The following is a 22,485-nucleotide window of genomic DNA, read 5'->3' on the forward strand; positions in this document are numbered from 1 at the left end:
TCGAGGGTGGCGGTTTAGGGCATGACGGCGCGGAGGAAGGCCTCGTCCACGTCTGCGAGTGAGTCGATGAGGATCGCTCCGTCCACGCCGGAGATGTCCACCTTGAGCGGCACGCCCACGGTCACGCACCCGGCGGCGAGCGCGGAGGTCAGCCCGTGCACGGAGTCCTCGAAGGCGAGCGTGCGCTCGGCGGGCACGCCCAGGCGCTCGATGCCCATGAGGTAGGGCTCCGGGTCAGGCTTGCCGATGAGGGTCTGGTCGCCAGTCACGGCCACCTCGAGCGTGCCGGCCGGGGCCTGCTCCAAGGCGAGCTGGGCGAAGGCCATGTGGGAGGCGGTCACCAGCGCGCTCGGAATCCCTAGGCGGGCCACCAACTCAAGTATCTCGTAGGCGCCCGGACGCCAGGGCATCCCCTGCTCGCGCCCAATCGCGGCGACTCGCTCGGTCAGCATCCACCCCAGCTCGGCCGGCTCGATGTCGATCTCGAGCATGGTGGCAAGGTGGGTGGCGGCGTCGATGAGGTTGAGCCCGATGATGTCCATCTCGTCCCCGGCGCGCCAGGGCCGACCCAGCTCGCCTAGCACCTCGGTTTCCGCCTGGAACCATAGTTTTTCGGTGTCGGTCAGGGTCCCATCCATGTCGAACAGGATCCCCCATGGCAAAGACATGACGCTCCTTACGCGCTCATCATTCCCTGGCCGAGCAGGAAGACCAGCAGGCCGGCCAGCAGGAGTCGGTAAATGACGAATGGCAGGTAGTTCTTGGTCTCCACCAGCTTGAGGAAGCCCACAATCACGGCGTATCCCACCACGAACGCCATCGCGGTGGCCACGAACGTGGACATCGCGCCGGCCTGGGGGCCGGTGCCGTCGTCGGTAAAGAGTCGGTAGAAGCCCGAGCCGAGCACGGCCGGGACGGCTAGGAAGAAGGAGATGCGGGCGGCGGCCACGCGCGTGTAGCCGAGCGCGAGGCCCACCGTAATCGTGCCGCCGGAGCGCGACACGCCCGGCACCAGGGCCATCGCCTGGGCGAAGCCGAGCGTAATGCCGTCGCGCAGGCTCATCTGCTCCAGGCTCAGGCGGCGCTTGCCGTAGCGGTCGGCGAGGGCGAGCAAGATTGCGAACACGGCGAGCATGAGCGCCGTGATGTAGAGGTTCCTGAACGTCGTGTCGATCCAGGTCTCTAAGAGCAGGCCGAGCATGACGATCGGGATCGAGCCGAGGATGACGATCCAGCCCATGCGGGCGTCGGGATCGGTGGAGGGCGTGCGCTTCCACGGGCCGGGCAGCGAGGTGACCCAGCGCTCGATGATCCGCCAGATGTCCTTCCGGAAATACAGGAGGACCGCCACCTCGGTGCCGATCTGGGTGACGGCCGTGAAGGTGACGCCCGGGTCTCCTAGCGAGGGGAACAGCTCGCCCACGATGCGCAGGTGCGCCGAGGAGGAGATCGGCAGGAACTCGGTGAGCCCTTGAACAATTCCTAATATGATGGCTTCGAAAATACCCACGCGCCCAAGCCTAAACCAGTTGCGGCGCGATCGTACGTTAGGCTCAGGGATATGAAGCACACGTTTTTGGGCGGCAGTGGCCTGCGTATGGGCAGCCTCGGGCTCGGCACCCTCACCTGGGGGCGCGACACGGACGTCGAGGACGCCACCAAGATGGTCACGGCTCTGCTCAACCACGGCGGCACCACGATTGACGTCTCCCCCGTCTACGGCGACGGCCTGGCCCAGCAGGTGCTCGGCTCGATCTTCTCCGGCGGCGTGGACCGCTCAGAGGTAGTCATCATCGCCCATGCAGGAGAGTTTTATCACGACGACGGGGTGCGGTTTAACGGCGGACACGCGGCCCTGACCGCCTCGCTCAACGCCACGCTGACCGAGCTCGGCACCACGTACGTGGACGTGTTGCAGGTGGCGGCGCCCGACCCGCGCGTCGGAATCGAGGAGCAGCTGGAGAGCCTGGCGCAGATCGTGCGAAGCGGGGCCGCGCGCTACATTGGCCTGGCCAACCATCCGGCGTGGCGGGTGGCCCGTGCCGCGCAGTACCTGGCTGACCTTCACCTGCCGCGGCTCGCCGCGATCGGGGCCAAGTATTCAGTGCTGCACCGCCAGCCGGGCGGAGACCTGACGGCAGTCGCGCGTGAGTTCGACCTGGGGATTATCGCCCAGGCGCCGCTTGCCGGCGGGGTGCTGACCGGGAAGTATCGCCACACGATTCCTGCGACATCGCGGGCGGCCACCGAGCACCTGTCCGCGACCGTGGATCCCTACCTCACCGACAAGCCTCGCCGCATCGTCGAGGCCGTGACCAAAGCCGCCGACGGCCTGGGGCGCACACCGGCCGACGTCTCTCTCGCCTGGCTCCTCGATCAGCCGCAGGTGACGACAGCGCTCATCGGCGCGCGCACGCACGCCCAGTTTGACCAGGTCCTGTCCCTGCCGATCGAGCCGCTACCCGGGCCGGTCGCGCAGGCGATCTCCGAGATTTAGAGGTTGAACTCCTCCAGGTCGTCCTCGTCGAAGTCCTCGTCATCATCGAAGTCGTCGAAGTGATCGTCGTCGTCGAAATCGTCATCATCTAGCTCGTCGTCGAGATCGTCATCGTCGTCGTCCGACTCGTCGAAATCGTCGTCGTGATCGTCGTAGTCGTACGTATCGAGCGGGGTCTCCACGCCGTACTGGGTGTAGAGGGCGTCGTCGTAGACCGTGTAGGCGTCCGCAAGCGCATCGGCCGCCGCCACGACGGAAGGATCCTCTGGATCGCGCGCCGAGATCGCCGCCGCGTTGAACTCCTGAAGTGCAAAGATCAGCCGATCAAATGCCGCTTGTGTTTCGTTAGCCATACCTGAAAGCCTAGCTCACACCGGCGATTTTCTGTACCGCAAACTCCTTAGAGCCGGTCGATGAACTCGCGCAACACCTCGGCGCCGAAGGCGAGGGAGTCGACCGGCACGCGCTCGTCCACCCCATGGAACATCGCCGGGAAGTCGAAGCCCTCTGGCAGGCGCACGGGCGAGAACCCGTAACCCTCGATGCCAAGCGAGCCGAGCGCCTTGTTATCCGTGCCTGCCGAGAGCAGGTAGGGAAGCACGTGCGCGCCCGGGTCCTTGGCCAGCACCGCGGCCGTCATCGCCTCCACGAACGAGCCCTCGGTGGTGGACTCATACCCGTCCATGGACGACAGCCAGCCCACCTCGATGCCCTCGGTCAGCTCCTCGATGCGGCGTGCCACCTCTCTCTCGGTGCCAGGGATGGCCCGCACGTCGGCCGTCGCCTCCGCGCTGCCCGGCACCACGTTCTGCATGTAACCGCCGTTGAACGAGGTGAGGTTGCAGCCCGTGCGCAGCGTGGCGCCCACGTAGGCCTTCGCCGGCCCGAGCGCGTTCACCAGCGCGTTGATGCTCGCCTCGTCGTCGGGGTCGAAGGGCAGGCCGGAGATCTCGGAGGTGCCTTGGAGCAGTTTCGTGACCGTGTCGGTGAGCGTGAGCGGCCAGGGCTCGGAGTCGAGCGCCACGAGCGCGCGGGAGAGCTTGGCAATCGCGTTGTCGTTGTTGATCTGGGAGCCGTGGCCCGCCTTGCCCTCGGCGCGGAAGGTGTACCAGGTCAGCGCCTTCTCCCCCGTCTGTAGCAGGTAGACACGCTCGCCGTTGACGTACGTGTTGTAACCGCCGACCTCCGAGATCGCGTGCGTGGCGCCCTCGAACAGCTCGGGGTGGTGCTCCACTAGCCAGCGGCAGCCCTGGTGGCCGCCCGCCTCTTCGTCGGCGAACATGCCGATAATGAGGTCGCGCGGAGGGACGTAGCCGGTGCGGGCGATCTCGCGCACCACGGCCAGGATCATTGCGTCCATGTTCTTCATGTCCACCGCGCCGCGACCCCACAGGAAGCCGTCTTTCACGACGCCGCCGAACGGGTCCACCGACCAGTCCCTCGCCACCGCTGGCACAACGTCAGTGTGCCCATGGATGACGACGGCGCCCCGGCGCTCGCCCGTGACAGGATCAACCTCGACCTCACGCTTCTTGCCCGGGATGCGCACCACCACCGACGGCCGGCCAGGCGTCGGCCCGAGGTACTCCGGCTCGAGGCCGACCTCGCCCAGCAGGTCCATGACGTAGTCGGCCGCCGGCTTCTCGATCACGTCCCGGCCGTCATTGGACGTGTCGAAACGGATGAGGGTCTGGGCAATCTCGAGGGTTTCGGAGTAGGCGTTCACTGGGGGTCCTTCACGGTCTTTTGTTCCGGGTCGTAGGCCTGGGCGTGCTGTTCCTCGGCGGCAGCAATCCCGTCGAGCTCGCGGGCGTCCGGATCGAGCGGGTGGCCCACCTCCATCTCCGCGATCATGAAGTCCACGATCGCCTCCCGCGCTCGCTCGAAGTGGGAGCCTGCGCGCAGCATGCGCTGGTAGGGCGCGCCAAGTTCGAGCACGCGGCTCACCATCTGCAGCTCCTCGAGGCAGCCCAGGTCCCGCGCGATCGGGGTGAGTTCCTCGACCATCCGCGCCAGCGTGGTCCCCACCAGCTCCTCGTTGCCCTCCTCATCAAGGATAAGGATCGCGTCCATGCCATAGCGGGCGGCCCGCCACTTGTTCTCCACCACGAACCAGGAGGGTAGGGCGGGAAGCGCGCGGCCGGCGTCGTACTCGCGCGAAAAGTACTCAACCAGGCACTGCGACAGCGCGGCGACCATTCCCACCTCGGACAGATTCGTGGCCGCGTCCGCCACGCGGAACTCGAGCGTGCCGAACTTGGGCGAGGGCCGCACGTCCCAGCGCACCTCGTCGAAATTGGAGATCACGCCCGTCTTGACCATGCCCTCGTAGTAGCCCTCGAGGTCGGCCCAGTTCGTGAACTGGTGCGACACGCCGGCGGTGGGCAGCTGCTGGAAGACCATCGCCCGGTTGTCCGCATAGCCGGTGTTCTTCCCGCTCCAGAACGGGGACGACGCCGTGAGGGCCTGGATGTGGGCGGAGCGGGTGAGTACGGCGCGTAGGATCGGCAGCACCTTGGCGCGGTCCTCGATGCCCACGTGCACGTGGGTGCCGAACAGCAACATCTGCCGCCCCCAGTACCGGGTGCGGTTAACGAGCTCGGCGTAGCGCTCGCTGTCCGTCACGCGCTGGTAGACCGGGTTGGCGAACGGGTGGGTACCCGAGGAAGCGAGCGTGATGCGCATCGGCTCCAGCACCGGCTCGAGGATATCGAGGCATTGACGCAGGTCCGCCACGCATTCGCCCACACGCTCGTGCGGGCGCGAGACCAGCTCGATCGTGTTGAGCAACATCTCCCCGTGGATCATCGAGGTATCCGCATCGAGCCGGCACACCTCGGCGAGTACTGTGTCGGCCGCCTGGCGCAGGTCGTTCGAATCACGGTCGATGAGCTGGAGCTCCCACTCGATGCCCACGGTCGAGCGGGGCGAGGACGCAAATTCCATGGTCAACTCCTGTACCTGTCCACAAACGCGCCAATGAGCACCGCGCACGCCGCATAGTCATGGCTGGTGGTCTGGGCCCGCACCCGCTCCACCTGCTCGGCGGCAAAGTACACGTCCCCGTAGTAATCGAGGCGCAGCCCCACGCCATCCGCGTCGATCTCGGGGTGGAACTGCACGCCATACACGTTGTCCCCGTATCGGATCGCCTGCACCGGGCACAGCTCCGAGGAGGCCAACACCGTGGTGTTCGCAGGCACCACGCCGATCGCGTCGTCATGCCCCACAATCGCCGGGAACGAATCGGGCAGCTGGGAGAAGATCGGGTCGGCGCGGCCGTCGTCGTTGAGATGAATGGAGACAGTGGACAGCTCCTCGCCGTACTCAGCGCTGAGCGTGCCGCCGAGCGAGAGCGCTACCGCCTGGTGACCGTAGCACAGGCCGAGGAAGGGCAGGTCCTTGGCGAGCACCTGCTTCACCACGTCGAACAGGACCTCCTCGGTGGCGATCTGATCGGGCGTCTTGGCCTCGTCTACCACGCCGAAACCGTACTGCGAACCCGACACGATGATCCCCGCATAGTCCTCCGGGTCGATCTGCGGGCGCTCGGCAAGGGGAAGGTAGACGATCTCGGCGTCGGACAGGCGCCCGTCGCGTTTGACGACGGCGAACTCGTCGCGGCGGATGTCGGCCGCGAAGGCTGGGCGCGCCGCAAGGAAGGCAAACGGTTTCATAGGGACAGCGTAGCGAAGGTGTGGCGCAGTTTAGGAAGTTACGGCCCGGTAGGCCACCTCCATCGGCATGTCGATCCCCAGCCAGATCTTCTCCGCGATCGCCGCTTGGCCCAGCAGCATCCGCAGGCCTTCCACCGTTTTCGCGTCGGCCTCGCGAGCCTCGGCGATGAGGCGGGTGATGCGCGGGTGGTAGACGACGTCGGCCACCGTGTGGCGCGGCGTGATCCATCTCGCATCCACAAGCGTGTCGTCCGCAAGGCGATCCATGCCCACCGAGGTGGCATTGATGATGATGTCCGCCTCGGCGCACGCCGCCTCCAGGCCGCCACCCTCGAACGTCTGCAGCGACAGAGCGCAACCCGTGCGCTCGGAGAGCCGCGAAAGGGTGGCGCCAATCGACTCGAGCTCGGGCTTGGCACGGTTGAACACGCTCACCGCCGCCGCCCCATCGAGCGCCGCCTGGGTCCAGATCGACGACGCCGCTCCCCCGGTCCCCAGCAGCAGGATCCGGCTACCGGTCACGGGTGTGCCCTCCGCCTCGATCTCGCTCAGCAACCCTGCGCCGTCGGTATTATCCCCGTGCGCGCGGCCACCTCGGAACGTGATCGTGTTAACCGCGTTCATCTCCCGGGCCACTTCGCTCACCGAATCCAGGTGCTCGATCACGTCCGCCTTGAACGGCATCGTGACGTTCGCCCCCGCATAGCCCAGCGCGCGCATGGACGCGACCGCCACCCCGGCGTCGTCCACCTCGTGCGCCACGTAAACCGCGTTAATGCCGAGGTGGGCGAAGACCGCGTTGTGCAACTCCGGCGACTTCGAATGACGAGCCGGGTTGCCAATAATTGCGAAAACCTGGGTGCGAGCGTCCATGGCTCTACCATGCCACACGGGCACGAAAAAGGCCGGTATCTCTACCGGCCTCATCTGTGCGCGGAGGGGGACTTGAACCCCCACCCACTATACGTGGACTAGCACCTCAAGCTAGCGCGTCTGCCTATTCCGCCACCCGCGCAGGTGTGCGTTTGCAACAGGTAAGAATCTATCACCGAAGGTCACCTGCGCAAAATCTGCCGCTCACAATTCTTATGTGATCTGAGCCAAGTTGAGCGACAGGGTAAATTGGAGGCATGAATTACGTACCTGATCCGAATCGCCCCGAAGACCTCGTCCGCCAGTTCCACGAAACCTACGGCCTGCCCATCGTCACGGGCACCCCGAACGCCGACCGCGACCGGGTCCACATGCGCATGAGCCTCGTGGCCGAAGAGTTCTCCGAACTCGTGGGAGCCATCTACGGCGCGAAGGCCCGGGCCCTCATTGAGGAGGCCTACGACGCCGCCCGCGCCGCCGACGACCACACGCGCGACACCGTCCAAACTGCCGACGCGCTCGCCGACCTCACCTACGTCATTTACGGCATGGCCCTCGAACTCGGCATCCCGCTCGGCGACGTGCTGCGCGAGGTGCAGGCATCTAACATGTCCAAACTCGGCGCCGACGGCAAGCCCATCTACCGCGAGGACGGCAAGGTGTTGAAGGGACCCGGCTTCTTCGACCCCGACATCGCGGGAGCGCTCGGGCTGTAGCGGCGCCCGGGCAAGGCGCGGGTCCTGCTCGAAAGCCGGGCGACGGCGTCGTGCGGGAGTCGAACGACGGCTGAAGCCTAAGTCCACGCACCGCTGCACTGCTTGCCACAAGGTTCCTTCATAGTCGACGCACTGCACAGCGTCATCAACTATGATTCCCTGATATTCCTCCTGCTGCTCAGCAGCCACGAGATCTTGGCAAGTGGGATCCCTGCGTCGGTTACGCCTCTTCGATCAAAGCGAGTGGAGCACCACTGGGAACGGGATCGCTGCGCAACCGACCGTATGTGCAAACGTCGATCCGTTCGCCGTCGACGAGGAACTTCCCACGCTCCGTTCCCTCTCGAACGAATCCAGCAGCCCTCGCAATATGCCCGGAAGCCGGATTGTTCACTCGGTGTCCCAGTTCCAGACGCTCAAGACCGCGCGCGTTCAGCGCCCACTGCGCAACAGCTACCGCAGCGCGGCTTGTCCAACCACGGCCACGCGCAGACTTCGTCATCCAGTACCAGAACCAGCCGCTGAGATTGGTCTCGTCAACGGTGACACACACGAGTCCAACCAGCACGTCACGTTCAGCGATTGCCCACGCCTCGTGCGGTGAATCCGCCGCGATGAGCCGATCGATGTAGCGCTCAGCGTCCTCCAGTGACGCAACATCCCCCTGCCTAGCCATGTCAGGGGACGCTGTGAATGCTTCAAACACCGCGGGCGCATCCGTAGCACGGAGTCGACGCACCACCACGTTGGCCATCAAGACCTCCCCCGCTCGGCGCGCATCCGGTCAATGAACGCCACAATCGTTTTGGGCATCCTATCAGTTGCTCCCCACTCAAACAGCAGCGTCACCAAACCCGATTCCAGCCCCGGTACCGATCGGCGTCAAAACTCACGGGCCGATCTCCCCGTGACCCGCGGTGCAGATCGTCAGCAGCGGGAGGTGTCGTGAACCTAGCGGGCGTCGTCGATGACCTCGGCGTCCTCGATGTCGTCTTCGAGCGTGAGGGCGAGGATCTTGGCCGAGAGAGAATCGAGGCGTTCCTCGAGGTGGCGCATGTTACCCCGGCGCACCTTGCCCTTCATCGAGGACACGACCGGCAGGGAGTTCTCCAACCCGTCCAGCTCGCGCCGCCACGCCGTGGCCTGCTCCGCCACGGAGGCGTTGTTCGCCGTGCCGTAAAGGTAGGTGGTCTGCTGGCGGAGCACCTCGATGCGGGTCTGCAACCGCGGCGCTCCCCGCTTCACCTTTGACACCCCCGCCAGCGCGCCGAGGCGGCCCTTGAGGCTATCGAAGAAGTCCGGGTTGTCATCCATGAGCTTGCGGATCTGCGGGCCGTACTTGCGAACAACCTCGAAGACCACCGGCCCCGCCGTCGTCGCGATCTTCAAAAGCATCTTCATTTTGCCCATGCCTGGCCCCTTTCGTCTGCCTCACATTCTAGCGTGAGGCAGGCTCCGCGTTCGAGCTCAGCAAGGCAAACAGTGCCACGACGCCAAGGCAAGCGAACGCCAATCCCAGCGCGGCCGGCCAGCGGCCCAAGTCCCACGCCAGGCCGAACAAGATTCCACCTAGCGAGGAACCGCCGTAGTAGTGCGTGAGGTATAGGCCCGATCCGATCCCCGGTTTCGGGTGCAGGCTCGTGGCGCGCCCGGACTGGATCGAGTGCATCGCGAAGAAGCCTCCGCATATGATGAACAGGCCCGGCCACAGAGTGTAGACCGTGGGCTGGATGAGCAGCGCGATCCCCAGCGCCATGGTGGCCGTGCCCGCGATCATCGCCCCGCGGGCACCAACGCGCGCGATGAGGCGGCCCGCCCGTGCTGAGGTCACCGTTCCGGCGAGGTAGCCGAGGAAGAGGAGCGATGTGACCGACGTGCCCAAACTCAGCGGCGGTTCGGAGACCCGGTAGACCACCACGTTGTACAGGCCGACGAACGTGCCCATGCCGACGAACGCGAACAGGTAGGCCAGCAGCCGCTGGCGCTTTCGCCACGGACTCTCCGGGCGCGGGGGCGGCAACTCCCCCGCCGCGCGTCCCTTCGTTGCTGGAAGGAGGAGATGGGCTAGCCCGCCCATCACGGCGGAGACGAGCGAGACAGCGGCCAGGCCGATGCGCCAGTTGTCCGTCACCTCGTTGACGAATCCGGACAGGAGGCGGCCTGCCATCCCACCCACGGTGGTGCCGGCAATGTAGAGACCGGAGACCTGGGCAACCGATGACAGCTCAACGTGGCGGCCCACCCAGGCGAGTGCCGCGGTGAAAGGCGCGCCGAGCGCGATCCCCTGCGCCACGCGCAGCGCCACAATCACGCCCCACGCGTGAGTGAGCGGGATGGCGAGCGAGACGAGCACGGCACCCGCCAGACCCCCGATGATGAGGCGCCGCTCGGACACGCGCGCTAAGACCGCTCCCCAGAACAGCACGGATATAGCCAGGCCGAACGTGGCGGCCGAGAGCAGCAGGGCCGACTGCGAGGCTCCTACCCCGAACTCGTCGCCAATCACGCGCAGCAGCGGCTGGGGCGCATACGTCAGGGCATACGCCCCGATCCCAATGCAGAACAGCGCGCCGAGCGCGCGCCCGTAGTCGGGTGTTCCGCGGCGAACAAGTTGACCCATGCCTCGGACTATACGTCAATCGCATTCATGCTTTTCTCCTTTCCTCTCTGCCGACGCTCACCCGCGTTCGCGTTAGCGGAAGTCCCGCGACGGGAGCGGGACCGCCAGCTCGAGGCGTTCGACCCCGTCGGCAACGAAGTTCATCACGTCATCCGCCCGCTCCACCACGCCGCGGATAATCAGGCCTTGGGAGGTGCGTAGCACCTTGCGGTGCTTCTCCCATAGCCCCACCGAGCACACCACGTTGAGCAAGCCCGACTCGTCCTCCAGGGAGAGGAAGGTGATGCCGGAGGCCGTGTGCGGGCGCTGGCGGTGGGTGACAATCCCCGCCACGCGGATCCGCTCCCCCGGCTCGTAGCGGGATAGGTCCGCGATACGCACCACCCCACGTTCGGTCAGCGATGGGCGCAGGAAGTCCATGGGGTGAGTGCCCACTGAGATACCCGTGGATCGCAGTTCGGCCATATTCTCCTCCACCGGGCTCATGCGGGGCAGGCGCGGCGGCGTGGCGCCCACGTGCAGCCCGGGCAGGCTGGGCTGGAAGGAATCGCCGAGCCTCTTGCCCGTGTAGGCCAGGGCCCCGGCCGCCCAGATTCCCTCCCGGCGTGTCATCCCCAGGCTGGTCAGCGCGCCGGCCGCCGCGAGCTTCTCCAGCTCCGGCGTGGTGAGCTTGGCCCGGCGGGCCAGGTCCGCCACCGAATCAAACGGGCGCTGCGCGCGGGCGGCGAGGATGCGTTCAGTGGCCCTCAAACCCTTGATGTTCGATAGGCCTAGCCGCAGGCCCCGGCGCGGATCAACGCTCACCAACGGGTGGGCTCTCACCTTCCGCTCCGGGGTGACCTCCACGCACGAGTGCTCTTCTGAAAAGCACACGTCCACCGGCAAGACGAGCACGCCGTGCCGCCGCGCGTCGGCCACCAGGGTCTGCGGCGAGTAGAAGCCCATGGGCTGGGCCGCGAGGATGCCCGCGTAGAAGTTTTCGGGGTGGTGAACCTTGAGCCAGGCGCTCGCGTAGACAAGGTAGGCGAAGGAAAAGGAGTGCGACTCGGGAAAGCCGAACTCGGCGAAGGCCTCCAGCTTGGTGTAGATCTCCTCGCGCACCCGCGGGCCGATCCCGCGCTCATCCATCCCGGCCATGAGATCCCCGCGCAGATCCCGCATCCGGTCATGACTGCGCTTGGCTCCCATCGCCTTGCGCAGCTGGTCGGCCTGTGCCGGGGTGAAGCCGGCCGCGTCGATCGCGATCTGCATGAGCTGCTCCTGGAAGAGGGGCACGCCGAGCGTCTTTTCCAGCGCGCCCTTGAGGAGCGGGTGTGCGTAGGTGACCGGTTCGCGCCCGCGGCGGCGGTTGATGTAGGGGTTGACCGAGCCGCCCTGGATCGGGCCGGGCCGAATGAGGGCTACCTCGATCACGATGTCGTAGAACGTGCGCGGTTGGATGCGCGGGAGGGTGGCCATCTGCGCCCGTGACTCCACCTGGAACACCCCGATCGTGTCCGCCGCACACAGCAAGTCATAGACCCGCCCGTCCTCCTGGTCGATGTTGTGCAAGCCCAGCGGCTGACCATCCGCAGCCCGCACGCCGCGCTCGGTGAGCTCGGTGAAGGAGATGCGTAGGGCGCTGAGCATCCCCAGCCCGAGCAGGTCGAACTTCACCAGCCCCGCCTCGGCGCAGTCATCCTTATCCCACTGCAGGACGCTCCGGCCCTCCATGCGCGCCCAGCCCACCGGGCACACCTCGATCACCGGCCTATCGCACAGCACCATCCCGCCCGAGTGGATGCCGAGATGGCGAGGCAGGCGCTGGAGCCGACCAGCGATCTGCACCACCCGTTCCGGCACCTCGGATTCGATCCCCCAGCGCAGCGCGAACCGCGCCCCGGCCTCCGACGTGATCTCTTCTCCCTCCACCTGTGAGCCCGGCGCGCGCTCTTCTGCCTCCGGCGCGCGCTCTTTTACCTCCGGCTCCGATCCCGGCCGCCGCTTCGGGCTCCCGGCCAGCTCCGGCGCCCGCGAGCGGGCATCGGACGCCCGGCGCTCGACCGACTTCGCCCACGCGTCCGCCTGCCCCGCGTCATACCCCAGGGCGCGCGCCGCGTCGCGAATAGCCGAACGTGGCCGATAGGTGATGACGTTGGCCACCTGAGCTGCGTGCCTGCGTCCGTAGCGGGCATAGACGTGCTGGATGACCTCCTCGCGCCGACCGGCCTCAATATCCAGGTCAATATCCGGCGGCCCAGAGCGCCCGGGCGAGAGGAAGCGTTCGAAGAGCATGCGGTGGCGCACGGCGTCCACCGCCGTGATCCCGAGCGCGAAGCAGACCGCCGAGTTCGCCGCCGAGCCGCGCCCCTGGCACCAGATCTCCTGCTCGTGGCAGAAAGAGACGATCTCGTGGACGATGAGGAAGTATCCGGGGAAGTGCAGCTGCTCGATCACCCCCAGTTCGTGGTCGATCTGCCGCCAGGCACGCGGGTGGGCCTGCCGGCTCCCGTACCGGCTAAGCGCCGCCTGCTCCGTGAGGTGGCGCAGCCAGGTGGCTTCGGTGTGACCCGGTGGGGTGGGGAACGGCGGTAGGTCCGGTGCCACGAGGGTGAGGTCAAAGGAGCACTCCTCCCCAATCTCCGCGGCCGCCGCGATAGCACCGGGATGTTCGGCGTGCAGGGCAAGCATCTGTTCGCCCGACTTGAGGTAGGCAGGCCAGGCCGGCAGCCAGCTCCGGTACTCCTCGAGTGGCCGGTTCGCACGCGTGGAGGCCAGCACGTCAGCGAGCACCGCGTCCGACGCACGGGCGGCGTGGACGTTGCCCGTGGCCACCACCCGCAGTCCCGCCTCCTTGGCCAGGGAAACAAGGAGCCGATTGCGTTCGCGATCGTAGGGCTGGTTATTGTGCGTGATCTCCACCGCCACGGACTCCGCGCCGAAGAGCGCGGTGAGGGTGGAAAGGTACCCGCGGGCGGCATCCACCGCCCACACCCCCGGCTCCCGCTCAAGCGCTCGGCGTACCCCACCCTTGCGGCATCCGGTGAGAATCTGCCAGTCCGTCGCCCCCGCCGCGAGCGATTCGAGGGTGTGAGCGGCGTGGCCCTTCTCCCCCGAGGCCAGCATCGCCTCGCCGATCGTGCGCGACAGGGCGTGATAGCCCTCCGCGCCGCGCGCCAGGACGATGAGGTGATCCCCGTCCGGATCTTTCTGCCCCGGCCGGGGCCGGCCACCCACCGTGATCTCGGAGCCGATCACCGTGGGCAGGCCGTGCCGCCGCGCCGCGCTCGCCAGCTGCACGACACCGGGCAGCCCGTCGTGGTCCGTGAGCGCCAGGGCGCTCAGCTCGAGTTCCACCGCCCGCTCGACCAGATCGGCCGGCATCGAGGCCCCGTCGAGGAAACTGTAGGCCGAGTGCGCGTGAAGTTCGGCGTAGGGAATCATTCGTACACCCCCGCCAGCCACCACTGCCCACCCTCCCGATAGGCGAGGTAGCCGCGCCCGCGTAAATCGGCGAACTCCATCCACGCCTTGCGCTGCTCCGAGGCCGGCACCCACCACCCCGTGGCCTGCAACCACGGCCCAGCCGCCGTGACGAGCGGCTCCGGCGCCCCGCCTGCCACCAGCGCTGCGGGGCGTGGATGGGCGCACCCGTGAGCGCAGGAGAAAGTCCCCAACGCGGTGAGCGCGCAGTCGTGCCCGCGCGCGTCAAGCACCGCGATCTTCTCCGGCGCTGCCTTGACGAAGCTGGGCCAGGGTTCAGGGAGACGGCCCGGCCACGGATCGGCCCGCAGGGTATCGGAGGGCGCCTGCTCCCACAGCCGCATCTGATGCGCCTCCAGGGGGTGGCGCCCACCCACGTGCTCCGGAGCCAACACGGAATCCTCCCCCAGTAGGCTCTGAATGCGGCTCACCGCCCGCGCGGCCGCATCCGCACTGGCACGATCCGAACCCCACAGCGCGCCCTGGGCACGGCCCGCGGGCAGAATCGCGCTGGCGGCGATCGAAATGCGGGAAATCCCGTGCTGCTCCTCGGACATCCAGGCGCTCAGCTGCCAGCGCACGCGGTCAGAGATGTCCTTAGCGCTGGCCGCGTCGAGCGACCAGGCACGTCGGCGTTCCACGCTACTGCGGGTGTAGATCGTCAGCTCGCGGGCGATCACGCCCCGGAGGGTGAGGGCCTCGGCCAGCTCCTCCCCCATCTGACGTGCCAGGAAGGCCGCCTGGTCGAGGTTGGCCAACGGCGGATCCGCCTCCCGTTCCACCACCAGCTCCTGCACGCCGTAGCTTGCCCCGTCCCGCTCCGGCTCTCCCCCGTCAATCAACGACAGGACCCTCCCGGCCACCTCGAAACGGGTGAGCAGGGCGGCCCGGTCCAGCCGGCGAAGATCCCCGATGGTAAGCACTCCTAGGTTCTCCATCGCGCCGACGAAGGCGCGCATCTGCTCCCGCGATCGCGCCGTGGCCGCCCCGTGAAGGATCGCCCCGACCGGGTGGGCGTCGAGGAACGGGGGCGCGTGGCGGACGTGGGCATCCGTCCGCGCGGCCAGGATGGAGGTGAGTAACCCGTCCCCGAATCCGACGTGGGCTTCTAGACCGGTGTGAAGCGCGATGTCCCCCACCAGGTTCTCCGACAGCGCCCGCACGCTACCAGCCGCTCCCACCGGCCCACGCGCGAGGAAGGTGATGAGGCCGGGTTCGAGCACGCTGAGGTAGGCGATGTGTTCCTCGCACACCCGCACAACCCGCTCGAAACTAGCTACCTCCAGATCCGGATCTTGCCGGATGAGATGCAACCCGGAGGCGACCGACTGCGCCTGGCGCCGCTTCATCCCCTCACGCACGCCCTCCGCGTACGCCACCCCGTTGACGGCGACCACGCGGTTGGCGTAGATCGCCACCGGTTCTTCCGGCAGCGCGCGGCCGGCCATGATGGCACTGGCCACCGGCCAGTCCGGAACCCAGACACTGCCCCGCATCATGAGGCCCGGCCTCCCACCGCTCTTAGGTCGCCCTCATAGCGCGCCGGCTCCCAGCCGTCCCGCTCGTAGCGCACGGAGGCACTCCCCCAGCGCGTGGCGATCTCATAGTCAACGCCGCTGATGTGGCCCTCCTCCAGACCCCGCACCCCGACCAGCCGGCAGCGCATACCCACGGAGGCCTGCGGCCAGTTCATCGCCAGCAACAGCGCGCCCTTGGACATCGCACGCCGATGGAGCACGCGGCGCTCGCGGGCGTCAAGCGACACGTCCCCCAGCACCACCGCGTCAAAGCCGTCGATCGCGGCGCTGACCACACGGGCCCCCTGCGCCTCGATCCGTGGAACGGCAACGACCCGGCCCATATCCAGGCCCAGCCGTTCCGCGCATGCCCACCCCACGTCCGGAGCGCCGAGGAAGGCGATCCAGGCCTCCTGCCCAGAGAGGAGAGCGGCCAGGAAGGTCAGAAGGAAGGGCGAGCCTTCCACGCTGACTACCCCGCGCCGGATGAGGCCGTGCGGCAGGGCGGCTACGAGGTGGGATGGAACGGAAAAGGCATCGGAGGCCACCTCCCCGCTCAGCGTTCCTCCCGCCTGCACCTCCTGCGCCTGCACCTCCTGCGCGCGCACGACGCGCAGGCCCGCGCGCATCTCTGCCGCAGCCAGCGCTTTGCGCGCGGTTGCAAGCTTATCCATCAGCCACCCCCTTCGAACACATGTTCGATACTCATCTTAGGAGCGGCCCCCGACAAAAACTAGCCGCCGGGAAGTCCCAAGCCGCACGCACGGGCCAGAACCTGCCCACCTGTGACCTACTTCGCATATGATGGGGCCATGAACCTTGAACGACCCCTCGCGCCAGATCCCTACGAGCTTCTTCCCGCAGTCCCCTCGTTCACGCTGACAAGCCCCACGCTCACCGATGGCGGCGTCATGCCAGAATTCCACCTCGGCTTCGCGGACAACGTCTCGCCCGCCCTCGAGTGGTCCGGCTTCCCGCCAGAGACCCAAGGTTTCGCCGTCACGTGCTTTGACCCCGACGCGCCCACGCCCTCGGGTTATTGGCACTGGATCGTGCTCGACCTCGCGGACATCACCTGCCTGGAGGAGGGCGCCGGCCAGCATGACCTGACGCTCCCCGGCGCGGCGAGCCACATCCGCAACGATGCAGGCGAGTTCGCCTACTACGGGGCCGCTCCCCCGCCGGGCGACGTGCACCCGCACCGTTACATCTTCGTGGTCCATGCCCTCGATGTGCCTTCGCTCGAGCTTGACCCGGAGGACACGACGCCGGCTGCCGCGGCCTTCCACACCGTCTTCCATACGCTGGCGCGCGCTCGCCTCACGGTGACCTACCAGCGTTAGGTTCGACCAGTTGAACACCCGCGCTACACTGGGCGGGTGCTCAACTTCGTTTTCCATGAACCTAAGATCCCCGGCAACACCGGCAACGCCATTCGGCTGGCCGCCTGCACGGGCGCGCGATTGCACCTTATTGAGCCGCTCGCCTTCACCTTCGACGACGCGCACCTAAAGCGCGCCGGGCTCGACTACCATGACCTGGCCGACCTCGTCATCCACAAGTCATGGGAGGACGCCAAGGCCTACTTCGGGCCCGACCGGCGGATCTTCGCCTTCACCGGCCACACGTCCAACAACTTCGCCGACGAATCCTACCGCGACGACGACGTGCTCCTGTTCGGCACGGAGCCGACCGGGCTGCCAGAATTGGTGCTTGATGATCCGCGGGTCACCAAGTGGCTCCGAATTCCAATGCTACCCGGCCGGCGCTCCCTCAACCTGGCCAACGCCGCCTCGATCGCGGTGTACGAGGCCTGGCGTCAGCTAGGATTTACCTCCGCTTCGATGTAGAGCGCGCCCCCGCAACGAGCGTCACTCCCAGGCCGGCCAGCCCCACAGCCATCGCCGCGAAGGGCAGCGAGAAGGCGCCGGTGTTGGCCAGAACGGCCGGCGGGGTGCTCGGCTTCGGCTCGGGCGCCGGTACCGGAGTCGGTTCTGGCTTCGGCTGCGGAGCGGGAGTCGGTGTCGGCTCAGGTGTCGGCTCAGGTGTCGACTCAGGTGTCGGCTCCGGCGTGGGCTCCGGCATGGGCTCGGGTGTCGGCTCCGGTTCCGGTTCGGGCTCAACGAACACCGTCTCATCGGGCTCGAAGAACGGCATGGCTACGTTATCCTGCGGCAGGCCGGCGAAGTCGCCGTCGTCGCGGAAATGGCCGTCCACCACCACGGTGTACCAGCCGGGGCTGGGCTCGTGGTCGAAGACCACCTCGTACGTGCCGGGCTCGATGACGCTCAAGCTCACGGTTTCCGCAGCCTCCACGCCGTCCGGCACGACCTCTTGCTCTTCGAGCTGCTCCTCGAACGGCCCGTAGAGGCGCGCGGTGAGGTCAAAGGTGGCGGGGATGCGCTCGACCTTGGGCCACTCATCGGCGCTCACGGTCACAAGATCGCGGATTGCGCCCGAGTCCTTGATGGCCGCCTTGGTCGAGATGCTCACCTTCGTCTGGCTCGGCGTGTTGCGCAGCACCGCGTTTTGCTCGATCGCGCCGCGTTCGCCGCGCATATGCAGGTCCTGGGCCACGGAGTGGTGGCCAGTGGCGAACGAGTGGCCGGGGATCTTCGAGTAGGTGACCTTGAGCGTTACCTCACCGAAGGCCGGCGCCGTGACCGCGAAGCTCTGCTGCTCGGCGCCCGTGGTGCCCGTGAGCACGGCCTCTCCCGTCGATTCCCACGTGGCGCCCGAAAGCTCAGCGCTAAACGGCACGCCCACGAGCGGCACGCCAGCCTGGCCGATCACCGTAAAGCCGCTCAACTTGCCGTCGGCGAAGGTCAGCTCTCCGGCCTTGTGCGGCCCGGCGATCTTTGCCGCTATCTCCAGTAGCCTGCGTGCCTGATCCTGCCACGCCTTCTTCGACGTCGAGGCGATCCCGCGCGAATCGGCGGTCAGCTCGTGGACGGCAAGGGTGAAGGCCTCGGGCGCGATCCCCGCCACGGCCTCGGTGCCCCATAGGTCGAACATCGCGGCGACCTTGCCGGTGTCGGAGGCACTGATCGAGGTTTTCCACCCCACCTCAGTGCCCTGCTGCGTGTAGGGCTCCCCGGCGCGGGTGAGGCTTCGGGATTCGAAGTCGGCCTTCTCCATGCCGGGCTGGTAGCTGAAGTTCAGCTGGGTGTCACCGGTGCAGATGGCGATCGGCACGTGCGGGCTCGACAGCGCTCCCCACCGGCTCGGTTCGGTTGCCACGCGCGTCCAGCTCTGCTCGCCTGCGACGGCGAACGGAACGAAAGCGAAAAGTGCGGCTGCGAGGATAAAAATAAATGATCGACGAATGATGGTGTCCATGTTTCTCCCTTCGACGAGACCATCATGTCGAGAATCGCAAGACGTCGTTTTTGCAAAGTGCCCAAATGTGGATAGAGCGTGCACGAACGGAATTGTGCATAACTTTTTTGAAGAAAACCCACGCCGGGTATACCCCGCTGACCTGCGCCGGGTAAACACGGACCATGTTCGCGTGACCGAGTATTCCCCCGCCGAACGCGCCTTTGCCTCCACCTTCGCCAAGACTCTCATCGAGCGCCGCAGGCGCATGGGGCTCACCCAGGAGCAGGTGGCGCTCGCGGCGGATATCAACCGCAATCACTACCAGCTCATGGAGCACGCCCGCGCCGACCGGCGCACGAACAGCCCGGCCAACCCGCGCATGAGTACGCTCATCAAACTCGCCAAGGTCTTCGACTGCTCCGTACCCGACCTCCTCGAGGCCGCCCTCGCCGATTACCAGGCAGTCGAGGATCGCAGCTAGGGCCGTAGCGCCCAGGCCGCCAACGCGCTCGTGGCCGCCACGTTAAGCGAGTCCACCCCGCCGGCCATAGGGATCGTCACCACGTAGTCACTCTTCGCCAGCGTCGCATGCGCGAGCCCGTCACCCTCCGCGCCGAAGATCATCGCCACCTTCTCCGCGCCCATATCCGCTGCGAACTGATCGAGCGTCACCGCGTTATCCGACAGCGCCAACGACGCTGTTACCCACCCCGCGTCGGCAAGCGCGGCCATCGCGTGAGGCCAGCCCTCGATCCGGGTCCACGGCACCTGGAAGACCGTGCCCATCGACACCTTGACCGAGCGCCGGTAGAGCGGATCGGCGCAGTGGTCGGTGACCAGCACGGCGTCGACCCCGAGCGCGGCCGCCGAACGGAAGATCGCACCCACGTTCGTATGGTTGACCAGGTCCTCCAAGATAAAAATCCGCCGGGCGTCCGGGCACTGCGCGAGGAACTCCCCCAGCCCCTGCAGCGCGGGCCGGTTCATCGAGGCGATCGCGCCGCGGTGTACCTGGAAGCCCGTGAGCTCGGTCAGCAGATCCTCGGGCACGATGAACTGCGGCACGTCGCCCGGGAAGAAATCGGCCAGGGACTCGATCCACCTTTCGGTCATGACAGCGGCGCGCGGCGTATGGCCTGCGGCCACGGCGCGCCGGATAACCTTGTCCCCCTCCGCCAGGTACAGACCGCGCTCGGTCTCCAGCTTCTTGCGCAACGCCACGTCCGTGAGGCGAAAGAAGTCATCGAGGCGCGGATCGGTCAGGTCATCAACGTAAGTGAGCACGGATCATACTTTGCCACACCGCCCGGGTACACAAAAGGTGGCCACCTCTCGGCGGCCACCTTTCGCTGTTGCTTACTCGCCTCTCTGCTCCGGCATATCCGGGTGCTGGCCGAGCTCGGCGCGCGGATCGAACGGCTTACCCGAGTGGGTGCCGGATTCCTCCGCCTCCGACGACGCCCGGGTCGCCTCGCCGCGGGCGCTCGCCAGCGCCTCATCCACGTCCTGCAGGCTCGTGGAGGCAAGCGAATCGGCGATGTCCTCGTCCAGGCCCTCGAAGTTCACGGTGACCGGCTCGTCCCCGCCACGGCCGGTGAAGCCCTTGGTGACGGCGTCGAGAGCGGCGGTGAGTTCGGTGGGGACGATCCACAGCTTCGAGGACTGCGAATCGGCGATCTGCGGCAGGATCTTCAGGTACTCGTAGGACAGCAGCTTTGGATCGGCGTTGCCGCGGTGGATGGCGTCGAACACTTGGAGGATCGCGCGGGATTCACCCTGGGCCTCGAGGATTGCCGACTGGGCCGCGCCCTCGGCACGCAGGATGGCCGACTGCTTCTCACCCTCAGCGGTGAGGATCGCAGACTGCTTGACGCCCTCGGCCGTGAGGATCGCGGCGCGGCGGTCGCGCTCGGCCTTCATCTGCTGCTCCATGGCCGACTGGACGGTGGCCGGCGGGTCGATCGCCTTCAGCTCCACGCGCGAGACGCGGATGCCCCAACGGCCGGTGGCCTCGTCGAGAACGCCGCGTAGCTGGCCGTTGATCTGGTCACGGCCCGTGAGCGCCTGCTCCATATCCATCGAACCGATGATGTTTCGCAGCGTGGTCACGGCCAGCTGCTCGATGGCCGACATCGGGTCGGCGATCTCGTAGGTGGCGGCCTCCGGCTGCGTGACCTGGTAGTAGATGACCGTGTCAATGTTGACCACGATGTTGTCCGACGTAATCACGGGCTGCGGCGGGAACGGCACAACCTGTTCACGCATGTCGATACGCTGGCGGACCGAATCAAGGAACGGGATGAGGAAGTGAAGGCCGGGCCGGAGGGTCTTGTTGTACTTTCCAAGACGCTCGATGATGACCGTGAAACCTTGGTGGACCTGAATGACGGACTTCGCAATGCCGACGACGACAAGCAGCGCCAGAATCGCGAGGAATGCGAGCAGAATCGTGTTTTCTGACATGATTCCTACTTTCTTTTCTAGGACTCGTTGCGGACAGGTGTAACGACCACGCGGGCGCCCTCCACGGACTGGATGACAACGGCCGAGCCCTCATCGATCGGTTCGCCGGCGCACTTCGCGCTCCAAACTTCACCGCCGATCTTGACGCGTCCGGCGTTAGCGGTGATATCCGACAGGGCCTGACCGGTCCTACCCGCGAGGGCGTAAACGTTGGATTCGCCGCGCGAGGAATCGTTGACGTGCCTGCGCGCCCACGGGCGCACGAAGGCGATACCGAGCGTAGAGATGATGCCAAAGACGACGATCTGTAACGCAAGGGCCGACGGCGACGCGAGGGAGACGAAAAGCGCCGCGAGCGTTCCGGCCGAAAACATCATGAACAGGAAATCAACGGTGATCGTTTCAACGATGAGCAAAGCTACCGTGATAATCGCCCAAATACCCCAGGCCATGGATAACCTCCTTGGTCAACTCCAGTATACGTGCAAGGCTGACGCTCGCGCCCGTCGAGCTACGACTGCCGCGCCCGTGCGGTGTAACGGCCGGCGTCAAGTGAGAGATCGACGTCGACACCGAACACGGACGACAGGGTCTCCGAGGTCATGACCTCCTCGAGCTCTCCAGCGGCGGCCACCTGCCCGTCCTTGAGCAGGAGGCCGTGGGTGAAGCCCTGCGGGATGTCCTCCACGTGGTGGGTGACGAGCACGATGACCGGCGCGTAGATGCCGCCCGCCAGCTGGGACAGCGAGGTGAGCAGCTGCTCGCGCCCGCCAAGGTCGAGGCCGGAGGCAGGCTCATCCAGGACCAGCACCTCCGGGTCAGGCATGAGAGCGCGGGCGATGCCCACGCGCTTGCGCTCCCCCGAGGACAGGGTGCCCCACCGCTGATCGGCAAGCCCCGCAACACCGAGGGCATCGAGCAGGCCGAGCGCCCGCTCGTCATCGAGCTCCTCGTAGGACTCGCGCCACGTGCCCACCATGCCATAGGCCGCGCTGCGCACGACGTTGAGCACGGTTTCGGCGTCGTTGATGCGCTGGTCGAGCGCCGAGGATGCAAGTCCCACGAGCGGGTAGAGTTCGGAGACGTCGGTGTGCCCCAGCTGTTCGCCGATGATCGTCACCTTGCCCGACGTCGGGTGCATCCGCCCGGAAATGAGGCGGATGAGCGTGGTCTTGCCCGCGCCGTTCGGGCCGAGCACTACCCAGCGCTCGCCTTCGTTGACCGACCAATCAATGCCATCGATGATGTGGCGCCCGCCGCGGCGGACAACCACGTTGCTTACCTGAAGTACGTCTCCCATATCAACCAGCCTAGTTTACGGAAGGGCCGGCGCGCTCGT

General features: G+C 66.8%; 22 protein-coding genes, 1 tRNA gene and 1 pseudogene. 5 read left to right on the forward strand and 19 right to left on the reverse strand.

Annotated features, from left to right (window positions below; all coding sequences use genetic code 11):
* Positions 1 to 14: 14 nt before the first annotated feature.
* Positions 15 to 668 carry an HAD family hydrolase gene (locus AQZ59_RS01805; RefSeq protein ID WP_062612583.1) on the reverse strand — a complete coding sequence of 218 codons (654 nt, stop codon included), beginning with the start codon at positions 666 to 668 and terminating at the stop codon, positions 15 to 17.
* Positions 669 to 676: 8 nt separating this feature from the next.
* Positions 677 to 1,510 carry an undecaprenyl-diphosphate phosphatase gene (locus AQZ59_RS01810; RefSeq protein ID WP_062612585.1) on the reverse strand — a complete coding sequence of 278 codons (834 nt, stop codon included), beginning with the start codon at positions 1,508 to 1,510 and terminating at the stop codon, positions 677 to 679.
* A gap of 51 nt (positions 1,511 to 1,561) precedes the next feature.
* Here AQZ59_RS01810 and AQZ59_RS01815 point away from each other — a divergent pair, with 51 nt between their 5' ends.
* Entirely contained in the window at positions 1,562 to 2,497 is a 936-nt protein-coding gene (locus AQZ59_RS01815) for an aldo/keto reductase (RefSeq protein ID WP_062612587.1), read from the forward strand.
* On the opposite strand, the gene AQZ59_RS09620 is transcribed toward AQZ59_RS01815, so the two are convergent.
* The 6 genes from AQZ59_RS09620 to AQZ59_RS01845 all read right to left on the reverse strand — a co-directional run bounded on the left by AQZ59_RS09620 (position 2,494) and on the right by AQZ59_RS01845 (position 7,189).
* Positions 2,494 to 2,850 (reverse strand): hypothetical protein, encoded by a 357-nt coding sequence (locus tag AQZ59_RS09620; protein ID WP_062612589.1) that lies wholly within the window; start codon positions 2,848 to 2,850, stop codon positions 2,494 to 2,496. The two genes, AQZ59_RS01815 and AQZ59_RS09620, sit on opposite strands and share 4 nt — an antisense overlap.
* Before the next feature lie 47 nt (positions 2,851 to 2,897).
* The gene (locus tag AQZ59_RS01825) at positions 2,898 to 4,223 is read right to left on the reverse strand and encodes a M20/M25/M40 family metallo-hydrolase (protein WP_062612590.1); all 1,326 of its coding nucleotides are present in this window, start codon (positions 4,221 to 4,223) and stop codon (positions 2,898 to 2,900) included.
* Positions 4,220 to 5,443, reverse strand: a complete 1,224-nt coding sequence (locus AQZ59_RS01830; RefSeq protein WP_062612592.1) for a glutamate--cysteine ligase — start codon at positions 5,441 to 5,443, stop codon at positions 4,220 to 4,222. The genes AQZ59_RS01825 and AQZ59_RS01830 overlap by 4 nt, the downstream gene beginning before the upstream one ends.
* A 2-nt stretch (positions 5,444 to 5,445) precedes the next feature.
* Complete coding sequence (locus AQZ59_RS01835; RefSeq protein ID WP_062612593.1) at positions 5,446 to 6,174, reverse strand: glutamine amidotransferase-related protein; 729 nt, start codon at positions 6,172 to 6,174, stop codon at positions 5,446 to 5,448.
* Between the two features lie 30 nt (positions 6,175 to 6,204).
* Complete coding sequence (gene aroE, locus AQZ59_RS01840) at positions 6,205 to 7,047, reverse strand: shikimate dehydrogenase (protein ID WP_062612595.1); 843 nt, start codon at positions 7,045 to 7,047, stop codon at positions 6,205 to 6,207.
* A 57-nt stretch (positions 7,048 to 7,104) separates the two neighbouring features.
* Positions 7,105 to 7,189: transfer RNA gene (locus tag AQZ59_RS01845), tRNA-Leu, on the reverse strand.
* A 142-nt stretch (positions 7,190 to 7,331) separates the two neighbouring features.
* On the opposite strand from AQZ59_RS01845, the pseudogene AQZ59_RS01850 reads away from it, so the two are divergent.
* A pseudogene (locus AQZ59_RS01850) lies at positions 7,332 to 7,763 on the forward strand (pyrophosphohydrolase domain-containing protein); the annotation flags it as partial.
* Positions 7,764 to 7,983: 220 nt separating this feature from the next.
* Here the strand turns inward: AQZ59_RS01850 and AQZ59_RS01855 are convergent.
* From AQZ59_RS01855 to AQZ59_RS01880, 6 genes are all read right to left on the reverse strand, one after another.
* Complete coding sequence (locus tag AQZ59_RS01855; protein ID WP_062612598.1) at positions 7,984 to 8,517, reverse strand: GNAT family N-acetyltransferase; 534 nt, start codon at positions 8,515 to 8,517, stop codon at positions 7,984 to 7,986.
* Positions 8,518 to 8,714: 197 nt separating this feature from the next.
* Entirely contained in the window at positions 8,715 to 9,173 is a 459-nt protein-coding gene (locus tag AQZ59_RS01860; protein WP_062612600.1) for a hypothetical protein, read from the reverse strand.
* Positions 9,174 to 9,201: 28 nt separating this feature from the next.
* Positions 9,202 to 10,383 (reverse strand): MFS transporter, encoded by a 1,182-nt coding sequence (locus tag AQZ59_RS01865; RefSeq protein ID WP_062612601.1) that lies wholly within the window; start codon positions 10,381 to 10,383, stop codon positions 9,202 to 9,204.
* 72 nt (positions 10,384 to 10,455) lie between these two features.
* A complete protein-coding gene (gene dnaE, locus AQZ59_RS01870) occupies positions 10,456 to 13,806 on the reverse strand; it encodes a DNA polymerase III subunit alpha (RefSeq protein WP_062612602.1) in 3,351 nt (1,116 codons plus the stop codon).
* Positions 13,803 to 15,344 (reverse strand): DNA polymerase Y family protein, encoded by a 1,542-nt coding sequence (locus AQZ59_RS01875; RefSeq protein WP_062612603.1) that lies wholly within the window; start codon positions 15,342 to 15,344, stop codon positions 13,803 to 13,805. Before AQZ59_RS01875 ends, dnaE begins: the two co-directional genes overlap by 4 nt.
* The gene (locus AQZ59_RS01880; RefSeq protein ID WP_062612605.1) at positions 15,341 to 16,036 is read right to left on the reverse strand and encodes a hypothetical protein; all 696 of its coding nucleotides are present in this window, start codon (positions 16,034 to 16,036) and stop codon (positions 15,341 to 15,343) included. Before AQZ59_RS01880 ends, AQZ59_RS01875 begins: the two co-directional genes overlap by 4 nt.
* A gap of 138 nt (positions 16,037 to 16,174) precedes the next feature.
* On the opposite strand from AQZ59_RS01880, the gene AQZ59_RS01885 reads away from it, so the two are divergent.
* Positions 16,175 to 16,705: a YbhB/YbcL family Raf kinase inhibitor-like protein gene (locus tag AQZ59_RS01885; RefSeq protein ID WP_062612606.1), complete on the forward strand. Its 531-nt coding sequence runs from the start codon at positions 16,175 to 16,177 to the stop codon at positions 16,703 to 16,705.
* Positions 16,706 to 16,741: 36 nt separating this feature from the next.
* Positions 16,742 to 17,212 carry a tRNA (cytidine(34)-2'-O)-methyltransferase gene (locus tag AQZ59_RS01890; protein WP_062612608.1) on the forward strand — a complete coding sequence of 157 codons (471 nt, stop codon included), beginning with the start codon at positions 16,742 to 16,744 and terminating at the stop codon, positions 17,210 to 17,212.
* Here the strand turns inward: AQZ59_RS01890 and AQZ59_RS09665 are convergent.
* A complete protein-coding gene (locus AQZ59_RS09665) occupies positions 17,193 to 18,701 on the reverse strand; it encodes a hypothetical protein (RefSeq protein WP_062612611.1) in 1,509 nt (502 codons plus the stop codon). The two genes, AQZ59_RS01890 and AQZ59_RS09665, sit on opposite strands and share 20 nt — an antisense overlap.
* A 172-nt stretch (positions 18,702 to 18,873) precedes the next feature.
* Between AQZ59_RS09665 and AQZ59_RS09535 the strand changes: the two genes are divergently transcribed.
* On the forward strand, positions 18,874 to 19,164 hold the full coding sequence (locus AQZ59_RS09535; RefSeq protein WP_062612613.1) for a helix-turn-helix transcriptional regulator: 291 nt from the start codon (positions 18,874 to 18,876) through the stop codon (positions 19,162 to 19,164).
* Here AQZ59_RS09535 and AQZ59_RS01905 read toward each other — a convergent pair.
* The 4 genes from AQZ59_RS01905 to AQZ59_RS01920 form a co-directional block, all read right to left on the reverse strand.
* A complete protein-coding gene (locus AQZ59_RS01905; protein WP_062612615.1) occupies positions 19,161 to 19,967 on the reverse strand; it encodes a TrmH family RNA methyltransferase in 807 nt (268 codons plus the stop codon). The two genes, AQZ59_RS09535 and AQZ59_RS01905, sit on opposite strands and share 4 nt — an antisense overlap.
* A gap of 72 nt (positions 19,968 to 20,039) precedes the next feature.
* Positions 20,040 to 21,146, reverse strand: a complete 1,107-nt coding sequence (locus AQZ59_RS01910) for an SPFH domain-containing protein (protein ID WP_062612618.1) — start codon at positions 21,144 to 21,146, stop codon at positions 20,040 to 20,042.
* Between the two features lie 17 nt (positions 21,147 to 21,163).
* Positions 21,164 to 21,598, reverse strand: coding sequence for an NfeD family protein (locus AQZ59_RS01915; RefSeq protein ID WP_062612621.1), 435 nt, complete (start codon positions 21,596 to 21,598; stop codon positions 21,164 to 21,166).
* A 59-nt stretch (positions 21,599 to 21,657) separates the two neighbouring features.
* Positions 21,658 to 22,446, reverse strand: a complete 789-nt coding sequence (locus tag AQZ59_RS01920) for an ABC transporter ATP-binding protein (protein ID WP_062612623.1) — start codon at positions 22,444 to 22,446, stop codon at positions 21,658 to 21,660.
* Positions 22,447 to 22,485 lie beyond the last annotated feature (39 nt).

The sequence above is a fragment of the Trueperella bernardiae genome (assembly GCF_001469025.1).
GTDB lineage: Bacteria > Actinomycetota > Actinomycetes > Actinomycetales > Actinomycetaceae > Trueperella > Trueperella bernardiae.

Coding starts and splice junctions, on each gene's coding strand:
- AQZ59_RS01920 (WP_062612623.1), bottom strand. CDS start 22,446: ATGGGAGACGTACTTCAGGTAAGCAACGTGGTTGTCCGCCGCGGCGGG.
- AQZ59_RS01805 (WP_062612583.1), bottom strand. CDS start 668: ATGTCTTTGCCATGGGGGATCCTGTTCGACATGGATGGGACCCTGACC.
- AQZ59_RS01875 (WP_062612603.1), bottom strand. CDS start 15,344: ATGATGCGGGGCAGTGTCTGGGTTCCGGACTGGCCGGTGGCCAGTGCC.
- aroE (WP_062612595.1), bottom strand. CDS start 7,047: ATGGACGCTCGCACCCAGGTTTTCGCAATTATTGGCAACCCGGCTCGT.
- AQZ59_RS01910 (WP_062612618.1), bottom strand. CDS start 21,146: ATGTCAGAAAACACGATTCTGCTCGCATTCCTCGCGATTCTGGCGCTG.
- AQZ59_RS09665 (WP_062612611.1), bottom strand. CDS start 18,701: ATGGACACCATCATTCGTCGATCATTTATTTTTATCCTCGCAGCCGCA.
- AQZ59_RS01835 (WP_062612593.1), bottom strand. CDS start 6,174: ATGAAACCGTTTGCCTTCCTTGCGGCGCGCCCAGCCTTCGCGGCCGAC.
- dnaE (WP_062612602.1), bottom strand. CDS start 13,806: ATGATTCCCTACGCCGAACTTCACGCGCACTCGGCCTACAGTTTCCTC.
- AQZ59_RS01860 (WP_062612600.1), bottom strand. CDS start 9,173: ATGGGCAAAATGAAGATGCTTTTGAAGATCGCGACGACGGCGGGGCCG.
- AQZ59_RS01815 (WP_062612587.1), top strand. CDS start 1,562: ATGAAGCACACGTTTTTGGGCGGCAGTGGCCTGCGTATGGGCAGCCTC.
- AQZ59_RS01830 (WP_062612592.1), bottom strand. CDS start 5,443: ATGGAATTTGCGTCCTCGCCCCGCTCGACCGTGGGCATCGAGTGGGAG.
- AQZ59_RS01885 (WP_062612606.1), top strand. CDS start 16,175: ATGAACCTTGAACGACCCCTCGCGCCAGATCCCTACGAGCTTCTTCCC.
- AQZ59_RS01880 (WP_062612605.1), bottom strand. CDS start 16,036: ATGGATAAGCTTGCAACCGCGCGCAAAGCGCTGGCTGCGGCAGAGATG.
- AQZ59_RS01865 (WP_062612601.1), bottom strand. CDS start 10,383: ATGGGTCAACTTGTTCGCCGCGGAACACCCGACTACGGGCGCGCGCTC.
- AQZ59_RS09620 (WP_062612589.1), bottom strand. CDS start 2,850: ATGGCTAACGAAACACAAGCGGCATTTGATCGGCTGATCTTTGCACTT.
- AQZ59_RS01915 (WP_062612621.1), bottom strand. CDS start 21,598: ATGGCCTGGGGTATTTGGGCGATTATCACGGTAGCTTTGCTCATCGTT.
- AQZ59_RS01855 (WP_062612598.1), bottom strand. CDS start 8,517: ATGGCCAACGTGGTGGTGCGTCGACTCCGTGCTACGGATGCGCCCGCG.